The organism is Streptomyces sp. A0592, from assembly GCF_004795115.1.
Lineage (GTDB): Bacteria > Actinomycetota > Actinomycetes > Streptomycetales > Streptomycetaceae > Streptomyces > Streptomyces erythrochromogenes.
Map to the genome: position 1 here is coordinate 139,300 of NZ_SSBM01000017.1, position 15,892 is coordinate 155,191.

The 15,892-nt window shown below is 72.8% G+C and carries 14 protein-coding genes and 3 pseudogenes; 9 read left to right on the forward strand and 8 right to left on the reverse strand.

Annotation, left to right across the window (positions count from 1 at the left end; all coding sequences use genetic code 11):
- Window positions 1-50 precede the first annotated feature (50 nt).
- On the forward strand, window positions 51-2,255 hold the full coding sequence (locus E6U81_RS23820) for a DUF4132 domain-containing protein (protein WP_136232118.1): 2,205 nt from the start codon (window positions 51-53) through the stop codon (window positions 2,253-2,255).
- A gap of 173 nt (window positions 2,256-2,428) precedes the next feature.
- The gene (locus tag E6U81_RS23825; RefSeq protein WP_136232119.1) at window positions 2,429-3,934 is read left to right on the forward strand and encodes a SpoIIE family protein phosphatase; all 1,506 of its coding nucleotides are present in this window, start codon (window positions 2,429-2,431) and stop codon (window positions 3,932-3,934) included.
- Window positions 3,935-3,979: 45 nt separating this feature from the next.
- Here E6U81_RS23825 and E6U81_RS23830 read toward each other — a convergent pair whose 3' ends face one another.
- Window positions 3,980-5,800 carry an ABC transporter ATP-binding protein gene (locus E6U81_RS23830; RefSeq protein WP_240803980.1) on the reverse strand — a complete coding sequence of 607 codons (1,821 nt, stop codon included), beginning with the start codon at window positions 5,798-5,800 and terminating at the stop codon, window positions 3,980-3,982.
- Window positions 5,801-5,870: 70 nt separating this feature from the next.
- On the opposite strand from E6U81_RS23830, the gene E6U81_RS23835 reads away from it, so the two are divergent.
- Window positions 5,871-6,455 carry a TetR/AcrR family transcriptional regulator gene (locus tag E6U81_RS23835; protein WP_136232120.1) on the forward strand — a complete coding sequence of 195 codons (585 nt, stop codon included), beginning with the start codon at window positions 5,871-5,873 and terminating at the stop codon, window positions 6,453-6,455.
- Between the two features lie 379 nt (window positions 6,456-6,834).
- Here the strand turns inward: E6U81_RS23835 and E6U81_RS23845 are convergent, their stop codons facing one another.
- Window positions 6,835-7,743 (reverse strand): polysaccharide deacetylase family protein, encoded by a 909-nt coding sequence (locus E6U81_RS23845; protein WP_136232122.1) that lies wholly within the window; start codon window positions 7,741-7,743, stop codon window positions 6,835-6,837.
- Window positions 7,744-7,892: 149 nt separating this feature from the next.
- Window positions 7,893-8,300: a DUF2809 domain-containing protein gene (locus E6U81_RS23850; RefSeq protein WP_136232146.1), complete on the reverse strand. Its 408-nt coding sequence runs from the start codon at window positions 8,298-8,300 to the stop codon at window positions 7,893-7,895.
- A 196-nt stretch (window positions 8,301-8,496) separates the two neighbouring features.
- Between E6U81_RS23850 and rocD the strand changes: the two are divergent.
- Window positions 8,497-8,838, forward strand: a pseudogene (gene rocD / locus E6U81_RS23855) (ornithine--oxo-acid transaminase); the annotation flags it as partial.
- 65 nt (window positions 8,839-8,903) lie between these two features.
- Window positions 8,904-9,338: a VOC family protein gene (locus E6U81_RS23860; protein ID WP_136232123.1), complete on the forward strand. Its 435-nt coding sequence runs from the start codon at window positions 8,904-8,906 to the stop codon at window positions 9,336-9,338.
- A gap of 95 nt (window positions 9,339-9,433) precedes the next feature.
- On the opposite strand, the pseudogene E6U81_RS23865 reads toward E6U81_RS23860, so the two are convergent.
- Together E6U81_RS23865 and E6U81_RS23870 are read right to left on the reverse strand one after the other, a co-directional pair.
- A pseudogene (locus tag E6U81_RS23865) lies at window positions 9,434-9,832 on the reverse strand (GNAT family N-acetyltransferase); the annotation flags it as partial.
- A gap of 140 nt (window positions 9,833-9,972) precedes the next feature.
- Window positions 9,973-10,542, reverse strand: a complete 570-nt coding sequence (locus E6U81_RS23870; RefSeq protein WP_136232124.1) for an XRE family transcriptional regulator — start codon at window positions 10,540-10,542, stop codon at window positions 9,973-9,975.
- Between the two features lie 128 nt (window positions 10,543-10,670).
- On the opposite strand from E6U81_RS23870, the gene E6U81_RS23875 reads away from it, so the two are divergent.
- From E6U81_RS23875 to E6U81_RS23890, 4 genes are all read left to right on the forward strand, one after another.
- A complete protein-coding gene (locus E6U81_RS23875; RefSeq protein ID WP_136232125.1) occupies window positions 10,671-11,450 on the forward strand; it encodes an ABC transporter permease subunit in 780 nt (259 codons plus the stop codon).
- A complete protein-coding gene (locus E6U81_RS23880) occupies window positions 11,447-12,163 on the forward strand; it encodes an ABC transporter ATP-binding protein (RefSeq protein WP_136232126.1) in 717 nt (238 codons plus the stop codon). Before E6U81_RS23875 ends, E6U81_RS23880 begins: the two co-directional genes overlap by 4 nt.
- Before the next feature lie 66 nt (window positions 12,164-12,229).
- Window positions 12,230-13,237 (forward strand): NrtA/SsuA/CpmA family ABC transporter substrate-binding protein, encoded by a 1,008-nt coding sequence (locus tag E6U81_RS23885; protein WP_136232127.1) that lies wholly within the window; start codon window positions 12,230-12,232, stop codon window positions 13,235-13,237.
- Window positions 13,238-13,268: 31 nt separating this feature from the next.
- A complete protein-coding gene (locus tag E6U81_RS23890) occupies window positions 13,269-14,390 on the forward strand; it encodes an aryl-sulfate sulfotransferase (RefSeq protein WP_136232128.1) in 1,122 nt (373 codons plus the stop codon).
- A gap of 98 nt (window positions 14,391-14,488) precedes the next feature.
- On the opposite strand, the gene E6U81_RS23895 is transcribed toward E6U81_RS23890, so the two are convergent.
- The 3 genes and pseudogenes from E6U81_RS23895 to E6U81_RS41180 form a co-directional block, all read right to left on the reverse strand.
- Entirely contained in the window at window positions 14,489-15,382 is an 894-nt protein-coding gene (locus E6U81_RS23895; protein WP_136232129.1) for a glutathione S-transferase C-terminal domain-containing protein, read from the reverse strand.
- A 95-nt stretch (window positions 15,383-15,477) separates the two neighbouring features.
- Window positions 15,478-15,636 carry a hypothetical protein gene (locus tag E6U81_RS39970; protein WP_168714710.1) on the reverse strand — a complete coding sequence of 53 codons (159 nt, stop codon included), beginning with the start codon at window positions 15,634-15,636 and terminating at the stop codon, window positions 15,478-15,480.
- Window positions 15,637-15,765: 129 nt separating this feature from the next.
- Window positions 15,766-15,892, reverse strand: a pseudogene (locus E6U81_RS41180) (ABC transporter permease); the annotation flags it as partial.

Here is a 15,892-nt window from a genome sequence, read left to right on the forward strand (position 1 = left end):
CCACCGGCGCGCAACGGGCGTTGTCAGTGCCGGGACCTACTCTCGGGTTCATGCACCACGCGACGACGACCGATGGGGAAGCGGCCGACCGGACCGCCTTCCTGCACCTGGGAAACACCTTCCACACGTACTACGAGGGCTGGTCCGCCCGCGTCCGGGCCGAGCTGGCAGCCGGCCGCAGCATCCCGCCGGCCGCGGTCGCCACTCTCAGGCGCAGCCTGCTCGTCTCGTACGCCGTCGCCGATCTCTCCGCGGCCCTCGCCCAACTGGACGGCCCCGCCCTCAACATGGGCGAGCTCTGGGCGGACGAGGCGATGGCCGACGGGCGATGGGAGCCGCTGCTCGCCCATGCCGTCACCGCCACCGCGGCCCGGCCCACCGCCGCATGGGAGAAGACCGCCCGCGCCCTCCTGGCGGAGACGGCCGCCGACCCCGATGAGCTGCGCCGGTCCGTGCTCCGCTGGTTCGGCCTCCTCGGCCGCCCCCGTACGCTCGAACTCACGGACTCCTGGCACGACAAGCAGCTCGACCCGCACAACGCCAATGCCCTGCGCGGACTGGCCTGGTTCCTGCCGCTGCTGCCCGCACATCCCGATACGCCGCGTGCGCTCGGCGTCCTCGTGGAGAGGTGCCTGCGCAAGGTACCGGGGCACGGGCCGCTCAACCCGAAGGTGGCCAACGCCGGGGTCACGGCCCTGGCCCGGTCGGAGGGCGAGGGGGCGCTCGCCGAGCTGGCACGGCTGGCGTCCCGCGTCACCTACAAGGGCACCCTCAAGATCATCGAAACGGCCCTGGAAACACGGGCCCAGGCCCTCGGGATGAGCCGTGAGGAGGTCGAAGAGCTGGCCGTCCCGGCCTTCGGCCTGGCCGGATCCGCGACCGCGGTGGGCCACGGCGCGTTCGCGCTCGGGGAGAGCACCGCCCTGGTGGGGATCTGCGGCTCCAAGGCGGTCCTGACGTGGCGCACGTCGGCCGGGAAGACGGTCAAGTCCCCTCCCGCGGCAGTGCGGCGGGACCACGCCGGCGACCTCAAGGAGCTCAAGGCCGCCGTCAAGGACATCGACAGGACGCTCTCCGCCCAGGTGGAGCGGCTCGACCGGCAGTTCCTCGCCCGCCGGACGTGGTCGTACGGGCCCTGGCGCGAGCGCTTTGCCGACCATCCGCTCGTCGGTACCCTCGCCCGCCGCCTGATCTGGACCGTCGACGGCATCCCCGTCCTCGTCGACGGAGGGGACGTACGCGATCTCGCGGGTGACCGGGTCCGCGCCCGCCCCGACGCCGAGGTCGGGCTGTGGCACCCGGTCGGCCGGACCCGGGAGGAGATCACCGCCTGGCGCGAGCGCCTCGAAGCGTGCGGCGTGACCCAGCCCTTCAAGCAGGCCCACCGCGAGGTGTACCCCCTCACCGAGGCCGAGCGCACCACCGCCACCTACTCCAACCGGTTCGCCGGCCACATCCTGCGCCAGCACCAGTTCCACGCGCTGGCCGCCGTACGGGGCTGGCGCAACAAGCTGCGCCTGAGCGTGGACGACAGCCTCCCCCCGGCCGTCCGGGAACTGCCGCAGTGGGGGCTGCGTGCCGAGTACTGGACCGAGGCCGACGACACCGGCGACCACTACGGCGACACCACCGAGTCGGGCAGCTACCTGCGGCTGCGCACCGACCAGGTGCGCTTCTATCCGATCGACGCCCCGCCGAACCACGCGCACTGCACCGGCGGCGCGTACACGATGCAGCGGCGCGGCGGCGAAGGCCGCGTCGATCCGCTGCCGCTCGCCGGGATACCCGAGCTGGTGCTGAGCGAGGTGATGCGCGACGTGGACCTGTTCGTGGGCGTGGCCAGCGTCGGCAACGACCCCACCTGGTCCGACGGCGGGCCGCAGGGCCGCTTCCGGGACTACTGGACCTCCTACGGCTTCGGCGAGCTCGGCGCGAGCGCCGAGACCCGGCGGGCCCTGCTGGAGCGCCTCGTGCCGAGGCTGGCCGTCGCGGACCGCTGCACGGTGGAGGGCCGGTTCCTGCACGTGCGGGGCGAGCTGCACACGTACAAGATCCACCTCGGTTCGGGGAACATCCTGATGTCGCCGAACGACCAGTACCTGTGCATCGTCCCGAAGGCGGAAGCCGCACCGGACACGGGCTACCTCCCCTACGAGGGCGACCGGACCCTCGCGGTCATCCTGAGCAAGGCCCTGCTGCTGGCCGACGACACGTCCATCACCGACCCGACCATCACCAGCCAGATCCGCGGCTGACGCCCGCAACCGACACCCCGTTTCCCACGATTCCGTGGCCGGAGGGTGACGCACGGTTGTCGCTGGGCCGTCCGGCGGGGGTGTGGCGTGCACGCGTGTCGCGCGGAGAGGGACGATGAAATGGCTGGGAGGGTAGGGCCCCAGCCTGCGGCGGCCGGAAGGAGAGCCCGGAGATGGGAGCGATCGAGCCCTCGCACGGCGATCCCGGAAAGGCGCGCCCCGCCGCGTCCGGGCCGGGCGGCCTGCTCGACGTGCTGCGCGTGGCCGCCATCCTCCTCGACGCCGAGGGCAGGATCGATCTGTGGAGCCCGCAGGCCGAGGAACTGTTCGGTTACACCGCGGAGGAGGCGCTCGGGGAGTACGCGGGCCACCTGCTGCTCCACGAGGAGCACGTCCCGGTCGTGCTGGACATGTTCGCCGAGGTCATGGAGGGCGGGGTCAGCTGGGTCGGCGTCTTCCCCGTCCGGCACAAGGACGGCAGCACGCGCATGGTCGAGTTCCGCAACATGCGGCTGCTGGATTCCCAGCAGGAGTACTACGCCCTGGGCCTGGCAGCCGACCAGGCGACGGTACGGCAGCTCGAACGGGACCTGGCGCTGTCCGCCCGCCTCGTGGACCAGTCGCCGGTCGGCCTCGGCGTCCTCGACACCGACCTCCGCTACGTATCGGTCAACGCGGCGGAGGAACGCCTCAACGGGGTGTCCGCCGCCGAGCACATCGGCCGGCACGTCCACGAGGTGCTGCCGGCCGTGGACCCGTCTTTCGAGGCCGCGATGCGCGAGGTGCTGGCCACCGGCGTCCCCATCGTGGACCAGTACACCGTCGGCCGTACCCCGGCCGACCCGGACCACGACCATGCCTGGTCGATCTCGTTCTACCGGCTCGAAGCCCCCAACGGGACCGTGCTCGGCGTCGCCACCGCCAGCGTGGACGTCACCGAGCGGCACCGGGCGGTCGAGGAACAACGCCACACCGCACTCACCCTCCAGCGCAGCCTGCTGCCGCACACGCCGCCGTGGCGGCCGGGCCTGGAAGTCGCCACCCGCTACCGTCCCGCCCAGGCCACGATGGAGATCGGCGGCGACTGGTTCGACGTGATCCCCCTGAGCGGCGACAAGACCGCCCTCGTCGTCGGCGACGTCATGGGCAGCGGAGTCGGGGCCGCGGCCAGCATGGGCCAGCTCCGCACCGCCACCCGGACCCTGGCCGATCTCGACCTCGACCCCGCACAGGTCCTGCACCACCTCGACCACGTCACCGAGGGCCTGGAGACCATCGCGACCTGCGTCTACGCCGTCTACGACCCCCGCGCGGCCCAGTGGCACCTCTCCCTGGCCGGGCACCTGCCCCCGGTTCTCCTGCGCCAGGACGGCACCCGCCGGCTCCTCGACCTGCCGACCGGGGCGCCGCTCGGCGGCGTCGGGGTCGCCTTCCACACCGTCAGCATCCCGGTCGAGGCCGGCGACCAGCTCGTCCTCTACACCGACGGCCTGGTCGAGACCCGCGACGATCCGATCGACAAACGCCTCGACGTCCTCCTCGACGCCCTCGACGACCCCCGCCGCCCGCTGGACGAGACCTGCGACCTGCTGCTGGACACCATGCGCCACCCCGGAGTCCACGACGACGTGGCCCTCCTGATCGCCCGGGCCACCCCGACCATGGAACAACCCGCCTGAGCCCCGCCGCCGTTGCGCTCGGCCGGCACCGGACCCGGGGGGCGTTCACGCCACCTCGGCCCCGGTGGTGGTGGCCAGGCGCAGGGCCGCCACCAGTTCGCGGTAGAGCGGGTCCGTCTCCAGCAGCTCCTCATGGGTGCCGCGGGCGCGGATCCGGCCCGCCTCCATGACCACGATCAGGTCGGCGTCGACCACCGTCGAAAGGCGGTGCGCGACCGTCACCACCGCACCCGTCGCCGCCCGGCTCCGGATGCAGTCCTGTACCGCGGCCTCCGTCAGCCCGTCCAGCTGCGCGGTCGCCTCGTCCAGCAGCAGGACCTCCGGAGTGCGCAGCAGGGCCCGCGCGAGCGCGATGCGCTGGCGCTCACCCCCCGACACGTGCGCCGACGACAGCGGACTGTCCAGACCCGCTTCGAGCGCGTCGACCTTCTCCGTCAGCCGTACGTCCCGCAGCACGCGGCGGAGTTCCCCGTCGGTGGCGTCCGGCCGGGCGAGCAGCAGGTTGTCGCGGAGGGTGCCGGGGACCACGGGGGTGTCCTGCTCGACGTACGCCAACCGCGCCCGCACCTCGGAGTGGCTGTACTCGCGGTACGGCCGCCCGTTCAGGAGCAGTTCGCCGTCGAGCGGTTCCAGGAACCGCAGGACGAGCGAGAACAGCGTGGTCTTGCCCGCGCCCGACGGCCCGACGATCGCGGTGTGGCCGCGCCGGGGGACGGCCAGCCGCACGTCGGTGACGGCCTGCGCGGCCTCGGGGCCGTACGCGGCGCTGACACCGCGCAGTTCGAGCACGGGCACCTCCGCCGGGGCGGTGCCGGAGACCGCCGTGCGGGCGGTCCTCCCGTCGGCCCGCCGCGGCACGGCGTCGTCGCCCTTGGCTTCGCCCTCCGCCGTCAAGTCGGCGGTCTGGCGGATGCGTTCGGCCGCGGCCATTCCGGCCTGGAGGGAGGTCACGTTCTGGCTGAGCGTGCTGACCGGCTCCATCAGCGTGAAGGCGTACAACAGGAAGGCGATCAGACTGGAGACCTCCAGGCTCCCCTCGCCGACCCGCCAGGCTCCGACACCCAGGATGGCGATGATGGCCAGCTGGATCCCGGATCCGGCGACCGTCCAGGCCAGGGCCTCCTGGCGGACCGCCCGGATCCCGTAGTCCGCCGCTGCGCGCGCGTCGGCCACGATCCGGTCGGCGGCCCGCTCCTCGGCACGGCTCACCTTCACCGTGCGGATCGCACGCAGCGTGCCCTCCAGAAGGCCGCCCAGCCGGCCGATGTGCTCCTGGGAGCGCTGCTGCGCCTGGCCGATGCCCGGCATGAGCAGCGCGAAGAGCGCGGCGGTCACGGCCACGGCGGCCATGGTCGTGCCGAGCAGCACCAGGTCGAGCACGCCCATCAGGACCAGGCTTCCCACGAGCATGACGGAGCCGTTGACCAGACCGACGAACGACTGGGCGGTGGCCTCGCGGAGCAGCACGGTGTCCGAGGTCACGCGGGTGACGAGCTCACCGGTCGGGCGCCGGTGGAGGGCGGGCACGGTGGCGTGCAGGAACCGCCGCACCATCGACTCGCGCGCCTCCAGCACGACGCGTTCGCCGACGGTGCCGAGCATGCACCACTGCCGGTACGACACGGCCGCACCGACGACGAGGAGGACGAACAGTGCGGCCACGGGGCCGGCGAGCGAGGTGGCGTCGTTCAGGGCGTCCAGCACCCACTTGGTGATCATGGGCGTGGCCAGGCCGAGGGCTGATCCGGCCAGGGCCAGCACCAGCCCCATGGCCAGCATGCGGCGGTGCGGGCGGGCGAACGACCAGAGGACGCGCAGCCGGGGTGCGTCGAAGGCGGCACGGGGCGGGGGTGTCGAGTCAGCCATGCAGGAAATGGAACATCGATGTTCCATTACGGTCAAGTGAGTTTCATTGCGGGCGCGCTACGGTACGCCCATGGAGCATGACCACATCGCGACGGCGACCACCGAGACGGCCACCCGCGCCCGCACGCGGCGCGCGATCCTCGACGCCGCCGTCACCGTCCTGTCGGCCCATCACGGGGCGTCGCTCGCGGACGTGGCCGAGGCCGCCGGCGTCGGACGTACCACCGTCCACCGCTACTTCGCCGAGCGCTCGGACCTGGTGGCGGCGCTCGGGGCGGACGTACGGGAGCGGCTGCACGAGGCGACCGTACGCGCGCGGGTGGAGGACGGCCCGGCCCCGAAGGCGCTGGAGCGGCTCTGCCTGGAGTACTTCGAGCTGGGGGACCGGCTCATGCTGCTCTTCGACGTGCCGCAGTTCCTGAGCTGGGCGGGCTTCGAGGAGGAGACCCATTCCGACCGCGTCCTCGTCCGCCTCATCGAACGCGGCCAGGCCGAGGGCACGGTGGACGCCGAGGCGGACGCGGAGTGGCTGCAGAACGTGCTGTGGTCCCTGCTGTACGCGGCCTGGATGCAGGCACGCGACTACGGCACGCCCCGCCACACGGCGCTCTCGTCGTGCCTCCACACCCTCCGGAAGGCCCTGGCGGCCTCCTGAATCAGCGGGAGTCCGCACGGGCGAGGGCCAGCCGGCGCCACTTCCGGTCGATCTCCGTGACGACGACCGTGAGGAGGTCGCCGACCTGGACGACCTCCTCGGGTGTCCGCACCCTCCAGGATCTGTAGGGACTTCAGGAACCCGCACAGTTCCGGATCCTCCGCGGCGGCTCGGGGGAATTCCCGGGAGGTCTCGTCGTCCGGCACACCATTCATGGCGTTGAGCCTCGCACGCGAGCCATCGCGGTGGCGGAGCCGGGCTGGTGCGCTTCCGGGGCGCGGGGCAAGGGTGTCGACGGTTCTCGGGGGAGTGCCCCGGGAATCCCGCAGCCGTGCTGCCCCTGCGCGCCGCCGGACCGCGGCACGAGCCGGCTGGCCGGCTACGGGGTGGTGCGCGCCGGGAACGTGAAGTGGTAGCCCTGTGCGGTGAGCCAGGGCAGGTACTGCTTGAGCGCCGCGACGGTCTCGCTGCGGTCGCCGCCGCCGTCGTGGAAGAGCACGGTCGGCTGGTGGGGAAGCTTGCCCTCGAGGGCGGTGATCATCGCCGGCAGGCCGGGACGGCTCCAGTCCTTGGGGTCCACGCTCCAGCCCAGCGGCCGCATCCCGCTCTCCGCGGCGATCGCCCGGCTGTCGGGGGTGAAGGCGCCGCCCGGTGCGCGGTAGTAGCCGACCGGGACCCCCGGAGCGGCCTTCTCGATCATGGCCTTGGCCTCCAGGATCTGCTGCTTCTGGTAGGCGACGGGCTTGTGGTCCATGGTCACGTCGTGGTCGACCGAGTGGTTGCACAGGCGGTGCCCGTCTGCGGCGACCGAACGCACGAGCTCCGGGTACTTCTGCGCCTTGGTCCCGATCATGCAGAAGGTGGCCTTGACGTGGTTCTTCCGCAGCACCTCCAGGACCTGGGGCGTCCAGCGGGGGTCCGGGCCGTCGTCGATGGTGATCGCGACGTCCCGGCCCGGGCCCTGGGCCAGCCGGGAGATCGCCAGGGGTATCCCCGCGGCGCTGCGTGCGGATCCCGCGCTGCCGGCCGACGCGGCGGAACCGGCGGGCTTCCCGGCCGCGGGCTTCTCTGCCGAGCCGGCCGGGACCTTCTCCGCCGACTTCTCCGCAGGCTTCTTCGCGGAGCCTGCAGCGGGCTTGTCCGCCGCGCCTGCCGCCGGCTTGTCCGCGGAGCCGTCCGGGGCCGCGACGGCCGGGGCGGCCGAGACGGCCAGGATGCCGAGGACGGCCGCCGTGGCGGCGGTTCCCGCCCGCCGGACGCGGCGGGCGGAACTGCTGGTGATGCCCATGGAGGCGCTCTTCCTTTGCGTTCGGCCCCCCGAAATCGCGTTCCGATCCAGGCTAGGTCATCCGTTCGGGAGCCCTCTTCGGCCGATCGGCCGACTCCAGGCCCCGTACGGCAGGCAGGAACAGGACATTCCGGGCTCGGGGCGTTCCGTCACGTGTGAGGAGTCTCACCGGCCGGCAGAGCCCCGGCCGCGACCCGGCGGCGCCGCACCGGCGCCGTGTACAGCAGCCAGCCGCCCGCCGCGCCGACCGCGTACCAGAACAGGTCCGGCGCGTTGAAGGTCGAACCGAGGATCAGGCGGGCGGCCACGCTGTCCCGGGACAGCTCCGCCGGCACAGAGCTGAGCTGGAAGAACTCGACGGCCCAGCTCAAGGCCAGCGAGTTTCCGGCGGCCCGCAGCGGGGTCCACCGGGGCGCCACCAGCACGACGAGCGTCAGCAGCAGCACGGTGTACAGCGCGTCCCCGCCGTACTTGGCCACGCTCCCCGCCGCCACGGCCCGCAGTCCGAGCCCCGCGCCGACCGTCACCACGGCCGCCCCCGCCGCCACCAGACGGATCCGTACGAGGTCGGGGCCGTCGGCGGCGTCGGCACTGTCACCGGATCCGGGTGCAAGGGTCACCGGGCCATCCTGCCGTAGCCGGCCGCCGCCCCCCGCCCCCGGGTCCGGGCCGTCCGCTGTCCATGGCCGATCGGCCGACGCGGCCCGCCGAGCACAGGAGCCTGCTCCGTAGGCCTTGTCCTTACGGGCTTACATGTACCTGCTCGGCAAGGCCCTCGGCGGAGGCATCGTTCCCGTCTCCGCAGTGGTCTCCTCCCGGGACAGCACGGTTCCATCTTCGGCGGCGACCCGCCGGCCTGTGCCGTCGCCCTCGAAGCCATCGCCATGCTGCGCACGGGGCCTGTGGGCGGGCGTGGACGTCCCGCCGCGCCACGGCAGCGGCAGTGCGGCCGCGCTCCGGCTGCTGGAACGCGGAGTCCTGGTGCAGGACACCCACGGCACCACCATCCGACTGGCCCCGCCCCCGGTCATCGAGCGGAGCGACCTGGACTGGGGCCTCGACCGCCCGGCGGAGGTCCTCACCCGCTCCGTCTGATGCCGGCCCCGCGCGCCGGAACAAAGCCGTCAAGACGGCGAAGGACCCGTCTCTATGATGGCGCGATGGTGCCGACCAAGAAGTTCCAGCTCACCTTCGACTGCGCACAGCCCGAGCGTGTCGCCCGTTTCTGGTGCGAGGCGCTCGGGTACGTCGTACCGCCGCCCCCGGAGGGCTTCGCCGACTGGGACGCATTCGACCGCGCCCTCCCTCCCGAGCGCCAGGGTTCGGCGTTCGCGTGCGTCGACCCCTCCGGTGTGGGTCCGCGACTGTTCTTCCAGCGCGTCCCCGAGGGCAAGGTCGTCAAGAACCGCCTGCACATCGACGTCCGCGTCGGTACCGGCCTGATCGGTGAGGAGCGCGTGGCGGCCCTGGAGGCCGAATGCACCCGCCTGGTCGCGCTCGGCGCGACCCGCGTCCACCTGCTGGTCGCCGACGACATGAACGAGTCCTGCCTCGTGATGCAGGACGTGGAGGGCAACGAGTTCTGCCTCGACTGATGACCGGGCGCCCCTGCGCCGTGCCGGCCACGGCACCGGACGACGCGGGCCCGACCGACACGGTCCGAGAGGGACGGTCCGAGAGAGACGGCCTGAGCGAGCTCCTTGCGCATCAACGTGCACATCGTTTCGTAGCGCCGCAGCGATCCGTCGGGGGCCTGCTCGTCCCACGCCTCCGGCCGGCGGCCGTAGGCGACATGGCCCAGCCGCTCGTACAGCGCCCGCGCCCTCGGGTTGCCCTCCTCCACGCCCAGCTCGGCCCGTCGCAGCCCGCGGCTCCTGATCCGCAGTTCCGCGGACTCCACGAGGAACGTGCCGATGCCGCACGACTGCAGCGCAGGATGGACCACCAGCTGCCACAGGGTGCCGACGCCCTCCTTGACCCGGTGGTCGACGCCTCCCTTGGCCACCGGGACGTCCGTGGCGGGGCAGACCGCCAGGTAGTCGACCTCGCCTGCCCGCGCCCGTTCCAACTGCCGTGCCACGCCCGCCAGGAGCCGGACCACCGCCGCGGCGGAGTCCGGTGCTGTGACCGGGAAGGTTCGCCGTGTCGCGGCGCCCGGCACGGCACCTCGCCGCGTTGTCGGACCACGCAAGTACGTCCAGTACGAGCCGTGGGCCTCCGGCCACAGCACTAGGCGTTCGCGATCACCAGGAGGGTGCGGGCGGGGGAGGGGCCCGACAGGCGGCATCGGTGGGGGACTTCGCCGCGGTGGTGGGCGCTCTGGCCGGCCCGCAGGGTCAGGGGCTCCTCGCCCTCGACCTCCAGGACCACCTCGCCCTCCAGCACGTAGAGGAAGTCCTCGCCGGGGTGCTCGAACCAGCCGCGCTCGCCCTGCCCGGGCTCGAAGTGGTGCTCGTACGCCTCCATCAGCGCGCTTCGCCCGCCGGGGATGAGCACCTGCGCGACCTGCCCCGCGGACTCCTCCACCCTGATGACTTGAGGGTCGCTCTCGTGGCTGACCGCACCCGGGCGGGCGGGCGGCCTCAGGAAGGCGCCCGGGCTGACCTCGAGGGCCTCCGCGATCCGGTAGATCGAGCTGAGGCTGGGCGTGGTGAGGCCTCGTTCGAGCTGGCTGAGGAACGGCTGGGAGAGGCCTGAGCGGGCGGCGAGGACGGCCATGGAGACGCCGCTTCGCTTGCGGCAGCTCCGGATCACCCGTCCGACCTCGATCGCCTCCGGCGTGGGTTCGGGTCGAGACACGCTGGTGAACGTACCCCATCCCCGATCAAGGGCCTTCAGGCCCCGAGAGGTTTCGCACTGCTGCAACACTCCCGTCATAAGCGTGGTCAATTATTGACCTCACTTATCGACGACCGAGGAGACGCTCCGTGCACGCCACCCCTTCACCGCCCGGCCGGGCCCTCGGCCGACTGGGCCCGGCCCTGGGCGCGGCAGCCGCCGTACTCGCGCTCTGGTACCTGCTCGCCCGGTCCGGCGTGGTGGCCCCGGCCCTCCTGCCCACCCCCGCCGAGACCCTGGCCGCCCTCGCCGACAGCGCACGCAGCGGCATCCTGGCCGCCGACCTCGGCGCCAGCCTGACCCGCGCCGGCCAAGGCTTCGCACTCGGAGCCGTCATCGGCAGCGCCCTCGGCTTCGCCACCGGCTACCTGCCGAAGCTCTCCGCCGCCGTCACCCCCGTCGTCTCCTTCCTGCGCCCGATACCGGCCATCGCCCTGGTACCGCTCGCGACCGCCTGGTTCGGCATCGGGGAGACCGCCAAGCGCCTCCTCATCGCCTACGCCGTCCTGCTGGCCGTCTGGCTCTACGTCCACGACGGCGTGTCCCGCGTCCCGGCCTCCCACCTGCGGGCGGCCCGGACCCTGGGCGCCCCGCTGCACCGCCGGTTCGTCGAGGTGCTGCTGCCCGCCGCCGCACCCGCCGTCCTCGCGGCGCTGCGCTACGGGGCCTCGGTGGCGCTGCTCGCCCTGGTGGCCGCCGAACTGGGCGGCGCGGACAGCGGCCTGGCGTACCGGCTCCAGGTGGACGGCCAGTTCCTCCGCGTGGACCGGATGTTCGCCGGGCTGCTCGTGCTCGGTCTGCTCGGCGTGGCCGTGGACCTCGTACTCGCCGCGATCGGCCGCCGGTTCGTGCACTGGAGCACCTCATGAGCCTGGCCGTACGACTGGAAGGGCTGTCCGTACGCTACGGAGCCGCCCCCGTGCTGCAGAAGACGGACCTGGAACTCCCCGCCGGGTCGTTCACCGCCCTGCTCGGGCCGAGCGGATGCGGCAAGTCGACGGTCCTCGGCGCCGTCGCCGGCTTCGTACCGCCCGCCACGGGGCAGGTGACGGCGGGCTCCCGGCCCGTGCGCGGACCCGGCCCGGACCGGGGCGTCGTCTTCCAGCACTACGCGCTCTTCCCCTGGCGGACCGCACGCGGCAACGTCGAGTTCGCGCTCAAACGGCTCGGACTGCCGCGTGCGGAACGCCGCCGACGCGCCCTGGAGGCCCTCGCCGAGGTCGGGCTCGCGGACGGCACCGACAAGTACCCGGCACAGCTGTCGGGCGGAATGCAGCAACGCGTCGCACTGGCCCGCGCCCTGGCCGACGAGCCCGAAGTACTCCTCATGGACGAGCCGTTCGGCGCCCTCGACGCCCTGACCCGCACCCGCATGCAGCGCCTGCTGCGGGAGCTGTGGCAACGCCGCGGCACCACCGTCCTGTTCGTCACCCACGACATCGACGAGGCGCTGGCCCTCGCCCAGCGGGTCGTCGTCCTCGGCGGCACCCCCGGCCGGGTCCTCGCCGACCACGCCGTCCCCGGCGGGGCTCCCGACCCGGACCTGCGCTCGCTCATCGCCCGCCACCTGGGCTCCGACTGAACCCCCGCTTCCCCCCTGCACCCCATCCCCCTGCCCATCCCCGTCCCATCACCGGAAGGCACTCCGATGCTCAGACCCCGTGCGGTCACCGCCCTGCTCACGGCAGCCCTGCTCACCACGTTCGCCGCGGCCTGCGCCGACGGCTCCGGTCCCGCCGACGCCAACGGGAGCGGCCGCCGCCCGGCCGTCTCCGTCGTCGGTAGCGACCACCTCGGCGGAGCACCCGTTCACGTAGCCCAGGAACACGGACTGTGGTCCGCCGAAGGCATCGACGCCACCGTCACCACCCAGCCCACCGGCCGCGACGCCCTCAACGCCGTCCTCGGCGGCCAGGCGCAGCTCGGCGTCGTCGGGGACCTGCCCGCCGTGACGGCGGCGCTCGGCGGCCGCGACCTTCGGATCGTCGCCGACCTGTCCCGCTTCTCCGACTGGCGCCTCCTCACCCGCACCGACCGCGCCGTCACCGGTTTCGCCGCCCTCAAGGGCCGCAAGGTCGGAGTCCCGCAGGGCGCGAACGTCGAATACGCCCTCTCGCGGATGCTCGCCTCCGCACAGCTGACGGCCGCGGACGTGACCGTGGTCAACCTCGCCCCGAACCAGGTCACTCCGGCACTCGCCCGAGGCGACATCGACGCCGGCGTCACCTTCCCCAGCTTCTACGAGGCCGCCCGCACCGCGCTCGCCGAACGCTACGCCGAGCTCCCCTTCGCCGGATACACCGCACGGACCCTGCTGGTCGCGGGCCCGAAGACGAGCGACGAGACCACCGCCGCCGTACTGCGCACCGTCCTGCGCGCCCAGCGCGAGATCGCAGCGGACCCGGCCCGCGCACGGCAGGCCGTCGTGGCCCAGTCCAAGGGCGCGCTCCAGACCGGCTACGTCGACGCGTACCAGCCCCGCTACACCTACGGTGCGACGCTCTCGCCCGAGCTGCTCACCCAGTTGGCGGAGGAGGCCGCCTGGGCCAAGGCCGCCCAAGGCCTGCCCGGAACCGCCGACCGCGCCGCACTCCAGCGGTACCTCAACCCCGGACCCCTGACGACCGTCGACCGCGCCGCCGTCACCGTCCGCTGAACCGCACCCCACCACGAGGAGACACATCCCCATGACCGTCGACCAGAACACCCTGCGCCGCCGCGGCGTCGGCCTGATCGCCCACGACCGCGAGCGCAGCCACGGCGGCTACACCCTCTACACCCCGATCACCAGCGCCGGCGAGATCCACCTCGTCGACATCGAAGGACGGACCGCGCACACCTGGAACTCCCCGCACCCGCCCGGCCGCCAAGCGCAGCTCCTGCCGAACGGCAACCTCTTCTACGCCGCCAAGGACACCGACAGTCCGACCCTCTTCCCCATCTGGGACGTCTACCACGGCGGCATCTTCCAGGAACTGGCACCCGACTCCACGGTCGTCCGCGAGGTCCGCCACCCCTTCCACCACCACGACGCCTCGCTGCTGCGCAACGGCAACCTCGTCATCACCGTCGTCGAGCCCCTCTCCCCGGCCGATGCGGCCCGCATCCGCGGCGGCATCCCCGGCTCCGAGGCCCCGGGCGGTGTCATCTACGGCGACGTCGTGTACGAACTGACCTGGGACGGACGGGAAGTGTGGCGCTGGGCTGCCATCGACCACCTCGACCCCGAGGACTTCCCGCTCAACCCGCACTTCGCCCGGGAGCACTGGCCGATGGCCAACACCGTCAACGAGAGCGCCGACGGCTCCATCGTCCTCGGCTTCCGCAGCGCCTCCTCCGCCGTGGCCGTCGACCGCGCGGACGGTTCCGTCCGGTGGCGCATCGGCCCCGACGTGCTGGCGCAGCAGCACCATCCGCACGAGCTGGAGAGCGGCAACATCCTCGTCTTCGACAACGGCACCTACCGCGACACCACCTCCGTACCGTATTCACGGGTCCTGGAACTGGACCCGCGCACCGGCAGGGAGGTGTGGTCCTACCAGGACAACCCGCCGCAGAACTTCTACAGCCCGTACATGTCCAGCGCCCAGCGCCTGCCCAACGGCAACACCTTCATCGCCGAGGGCTCCTTCGGGCGGCTCTTCGAGGTCACCCCCGAAGGCCAGGTGGTGTGGGAGTTCGTGGTACCGCAGTTCCGCGCGTTCGGCGACGGCGTGGGCCTGGAGTCCTCGGCCGGCGCCCAGAACTCCGTCTTCCGCGCCCACCGCTACTGCGCCGACCGGATCCCCTGGCTGGGCACGACGGCCTGACACCCGCCAGACACCCCCTCGGGCATCCGCGACCACCACCGGCCCCGCCCTGCTCTCCGCCGCACCGGAGGCACGGCCGCTGAGTGGGAGTGGCGCCGTCAGCTCCCGATCGTCTTCACGGCCGCGCCGGTGCCGTTGGCGGCGTCGGTGCTCGGGGCGCATCGCGCCCAGTCCACGATCCGTACCGCCGCGCCGGCGGCCTCCTGGCCCCGGCAGTGGGCGTGGTGGCGGCGCGCGATGCCGTCCAGGTCGAGGTGCGGCCCGAAAGCCGGATGGGCCGCCAGCCGCCGCGCGTACGACCAGAGGCGCGGGTGGTCGGTGATCCGGTACACCGCCGCCGCGTCCAGATGCCAGCGGTGCACCGTGTCCAGCTGCACCAGCGTCACCCACACCTGCACGTCGGCGGCCGTGAGGTCCTCGCCCAGCAGGTAGTCGGCCGAGGCCAGCTGCCGCTCCAGCGTCCCCAGCCCGCGCAGCAGCGCGGTGAGCGCGACGTCGCGGGCCGCCACGTCGGGACCGTACTGGCCGGCGCGCTGCGCCGCCGCGTTGATGCCCCGCTCGCAGAGCCGGCCGACCTCCTCGATGCGTGCGTCGGCGCCGTGCGGGTACAGGCGCGGTCCGGAGGCCCCGAACCGCCGCGTCAGGTCCTGCACGATGTCGGTTGCGTGGGTGCTGACGATCCGTCCGGTCCAGTCGTCGCTGAGGACCGGAGCCAGCGCCGGCCCGGGGTACAGGTGCGAACTGGCCTCGTACAGCGGGCGCAACGCCAGGTACCCGCCGTCGGACGCGTCCGGCACGGCGGGCAGCAAGGTCACCGGGAGGACGTCCCGCAGGCCCAGCAGGCTGTGCGTGACGGCGATCCGCAGGGAGCTCGGACAGGACGGGCTCAGGTGGAGCCGGTAGCGGTGCGGAACGGCGGGGAAGCCGCTGTGCGCGTCACGGCCGATCCTGCTCCGGAAGGACGGCACGGATTTCGGGTACGTGGCGGACATGCGTCTCCCTGGGATTGCTCGGGCACGGGCATACGACGACGGCCCCGCGACGGCTTCGGCGCGGGGGACCCGGTGGGTGGTGAGTACGCGATGGGTCAGGAGCGGGCGGGCAAGGGGCCGCCGTGGTGCAGGGGACTCGCCGCACTGCACACGCGAAGCAGGTCGATGTGGCGGCGGGAGGTCAGCAGCGGCAGCGGCAGGGAGGCGACGGCACGCACGCCGTCGTTCCCGCGGCCCAGCCCTGAACGTCCCATGATTCCCTACCAGTTCACCAGGATTCGCCGAACTGGAGTGTCGATCCGCGCCCGGACGGTGTCAAGAGGGCCTGCGGTCGGTGCCGCCGTGACCGGGCGTGCAGCAGGAGGGAAGGGGGCGCAGCCCGTTCAGCTCTTGACCAGGAGGCCGCGGCTGCGCAGGACGTACCGCTCGATGGGGCTGAAGATCAGCAGGTCGATGGCGATGCCGACGACGAGGATCAGGATGATCGCGAGGAACACGCCGGGCAGGTCG

Bases quoted from the DNA above. Each gene is read 5' to 3' on its own strand.
- E6U81_RS23820 (WP_136232118.1), top strand. From the start codon at position 51: ATGCACCACGCGACGACGACCGATGGGGAAGCGGCCGACCGGACCGCC.
- E6U81_RS23825 (WP_136232119.1), top strand. From the start codon at position 2,429: ATGGGAGCGATCGAGCCCTCGCACGGCGATCCCGGAAAGGCGCGCCCC.
- E6U81_RS23830 (WP_240803980.1), bottom strand. From the start codon at position 5,800: ATGGCTGACTCGACACCCCCGCCCCGTGCCGCCTTCGACGCACCCCGG.
- E6U81_RS23835 (WP_136232120.1), top strand. From the start codon at position 5,871: ATGGAGCATGACCACATCGCGACGGCGACCACCGAGACGGCCACCCGC.
- E6U81_RS23845 (WP_136232122.1), bottom strand. From the start codon at position 7,743: ATGGGCATCACCAGCAGTTCCGCCCGCCGCGTCCGGCGGGCGGGAACC.
- E6U81_RS23860 (WP_136232123.1), top strand. From the start codon at position 8,904: ATGGTGCCGACCAAGAAGTTCCAGCTCACCTTCGACTGCGCACAGCCC.
- E6U81_RS23880 (WP_136232126.1), top strand. From the start codon at position 11,447: ATGAGCCTGGCCGTACGACTGGAAGGGCTGTCCGTACGCTACGGAGCC.
- E6U81_RS23885 (WP_136232127.1), top strand. From the start codon at position 12,230: ATGCTCAGACCCCGTGCGGTCACCGCCCTGCTCACGGCAGCCCTGCTC.
- E6U81_RS23890 (WP_136232128.1), top strand. From the start codon at position 13,269: ATGACCGTCGACCAGAACACCCTGCGCCGCCGCGGCGTCGGCCTGATC.
- E6U81_RS23895 (WP_136232129.1), bottom strand. From the start codon at position 15,382: ATGTCCGCCACGTACCCGAAATCCGTGCCGTCCTTCCGGAGCAGGATC.
- E6U81_RS39970 (WP_168714710.1), bottom strand. From the start codon at position 15,636: ATGGGACGTTCAGGGCTGGGCCGCGGGAACGACGGCGTGCGTGCCGTC.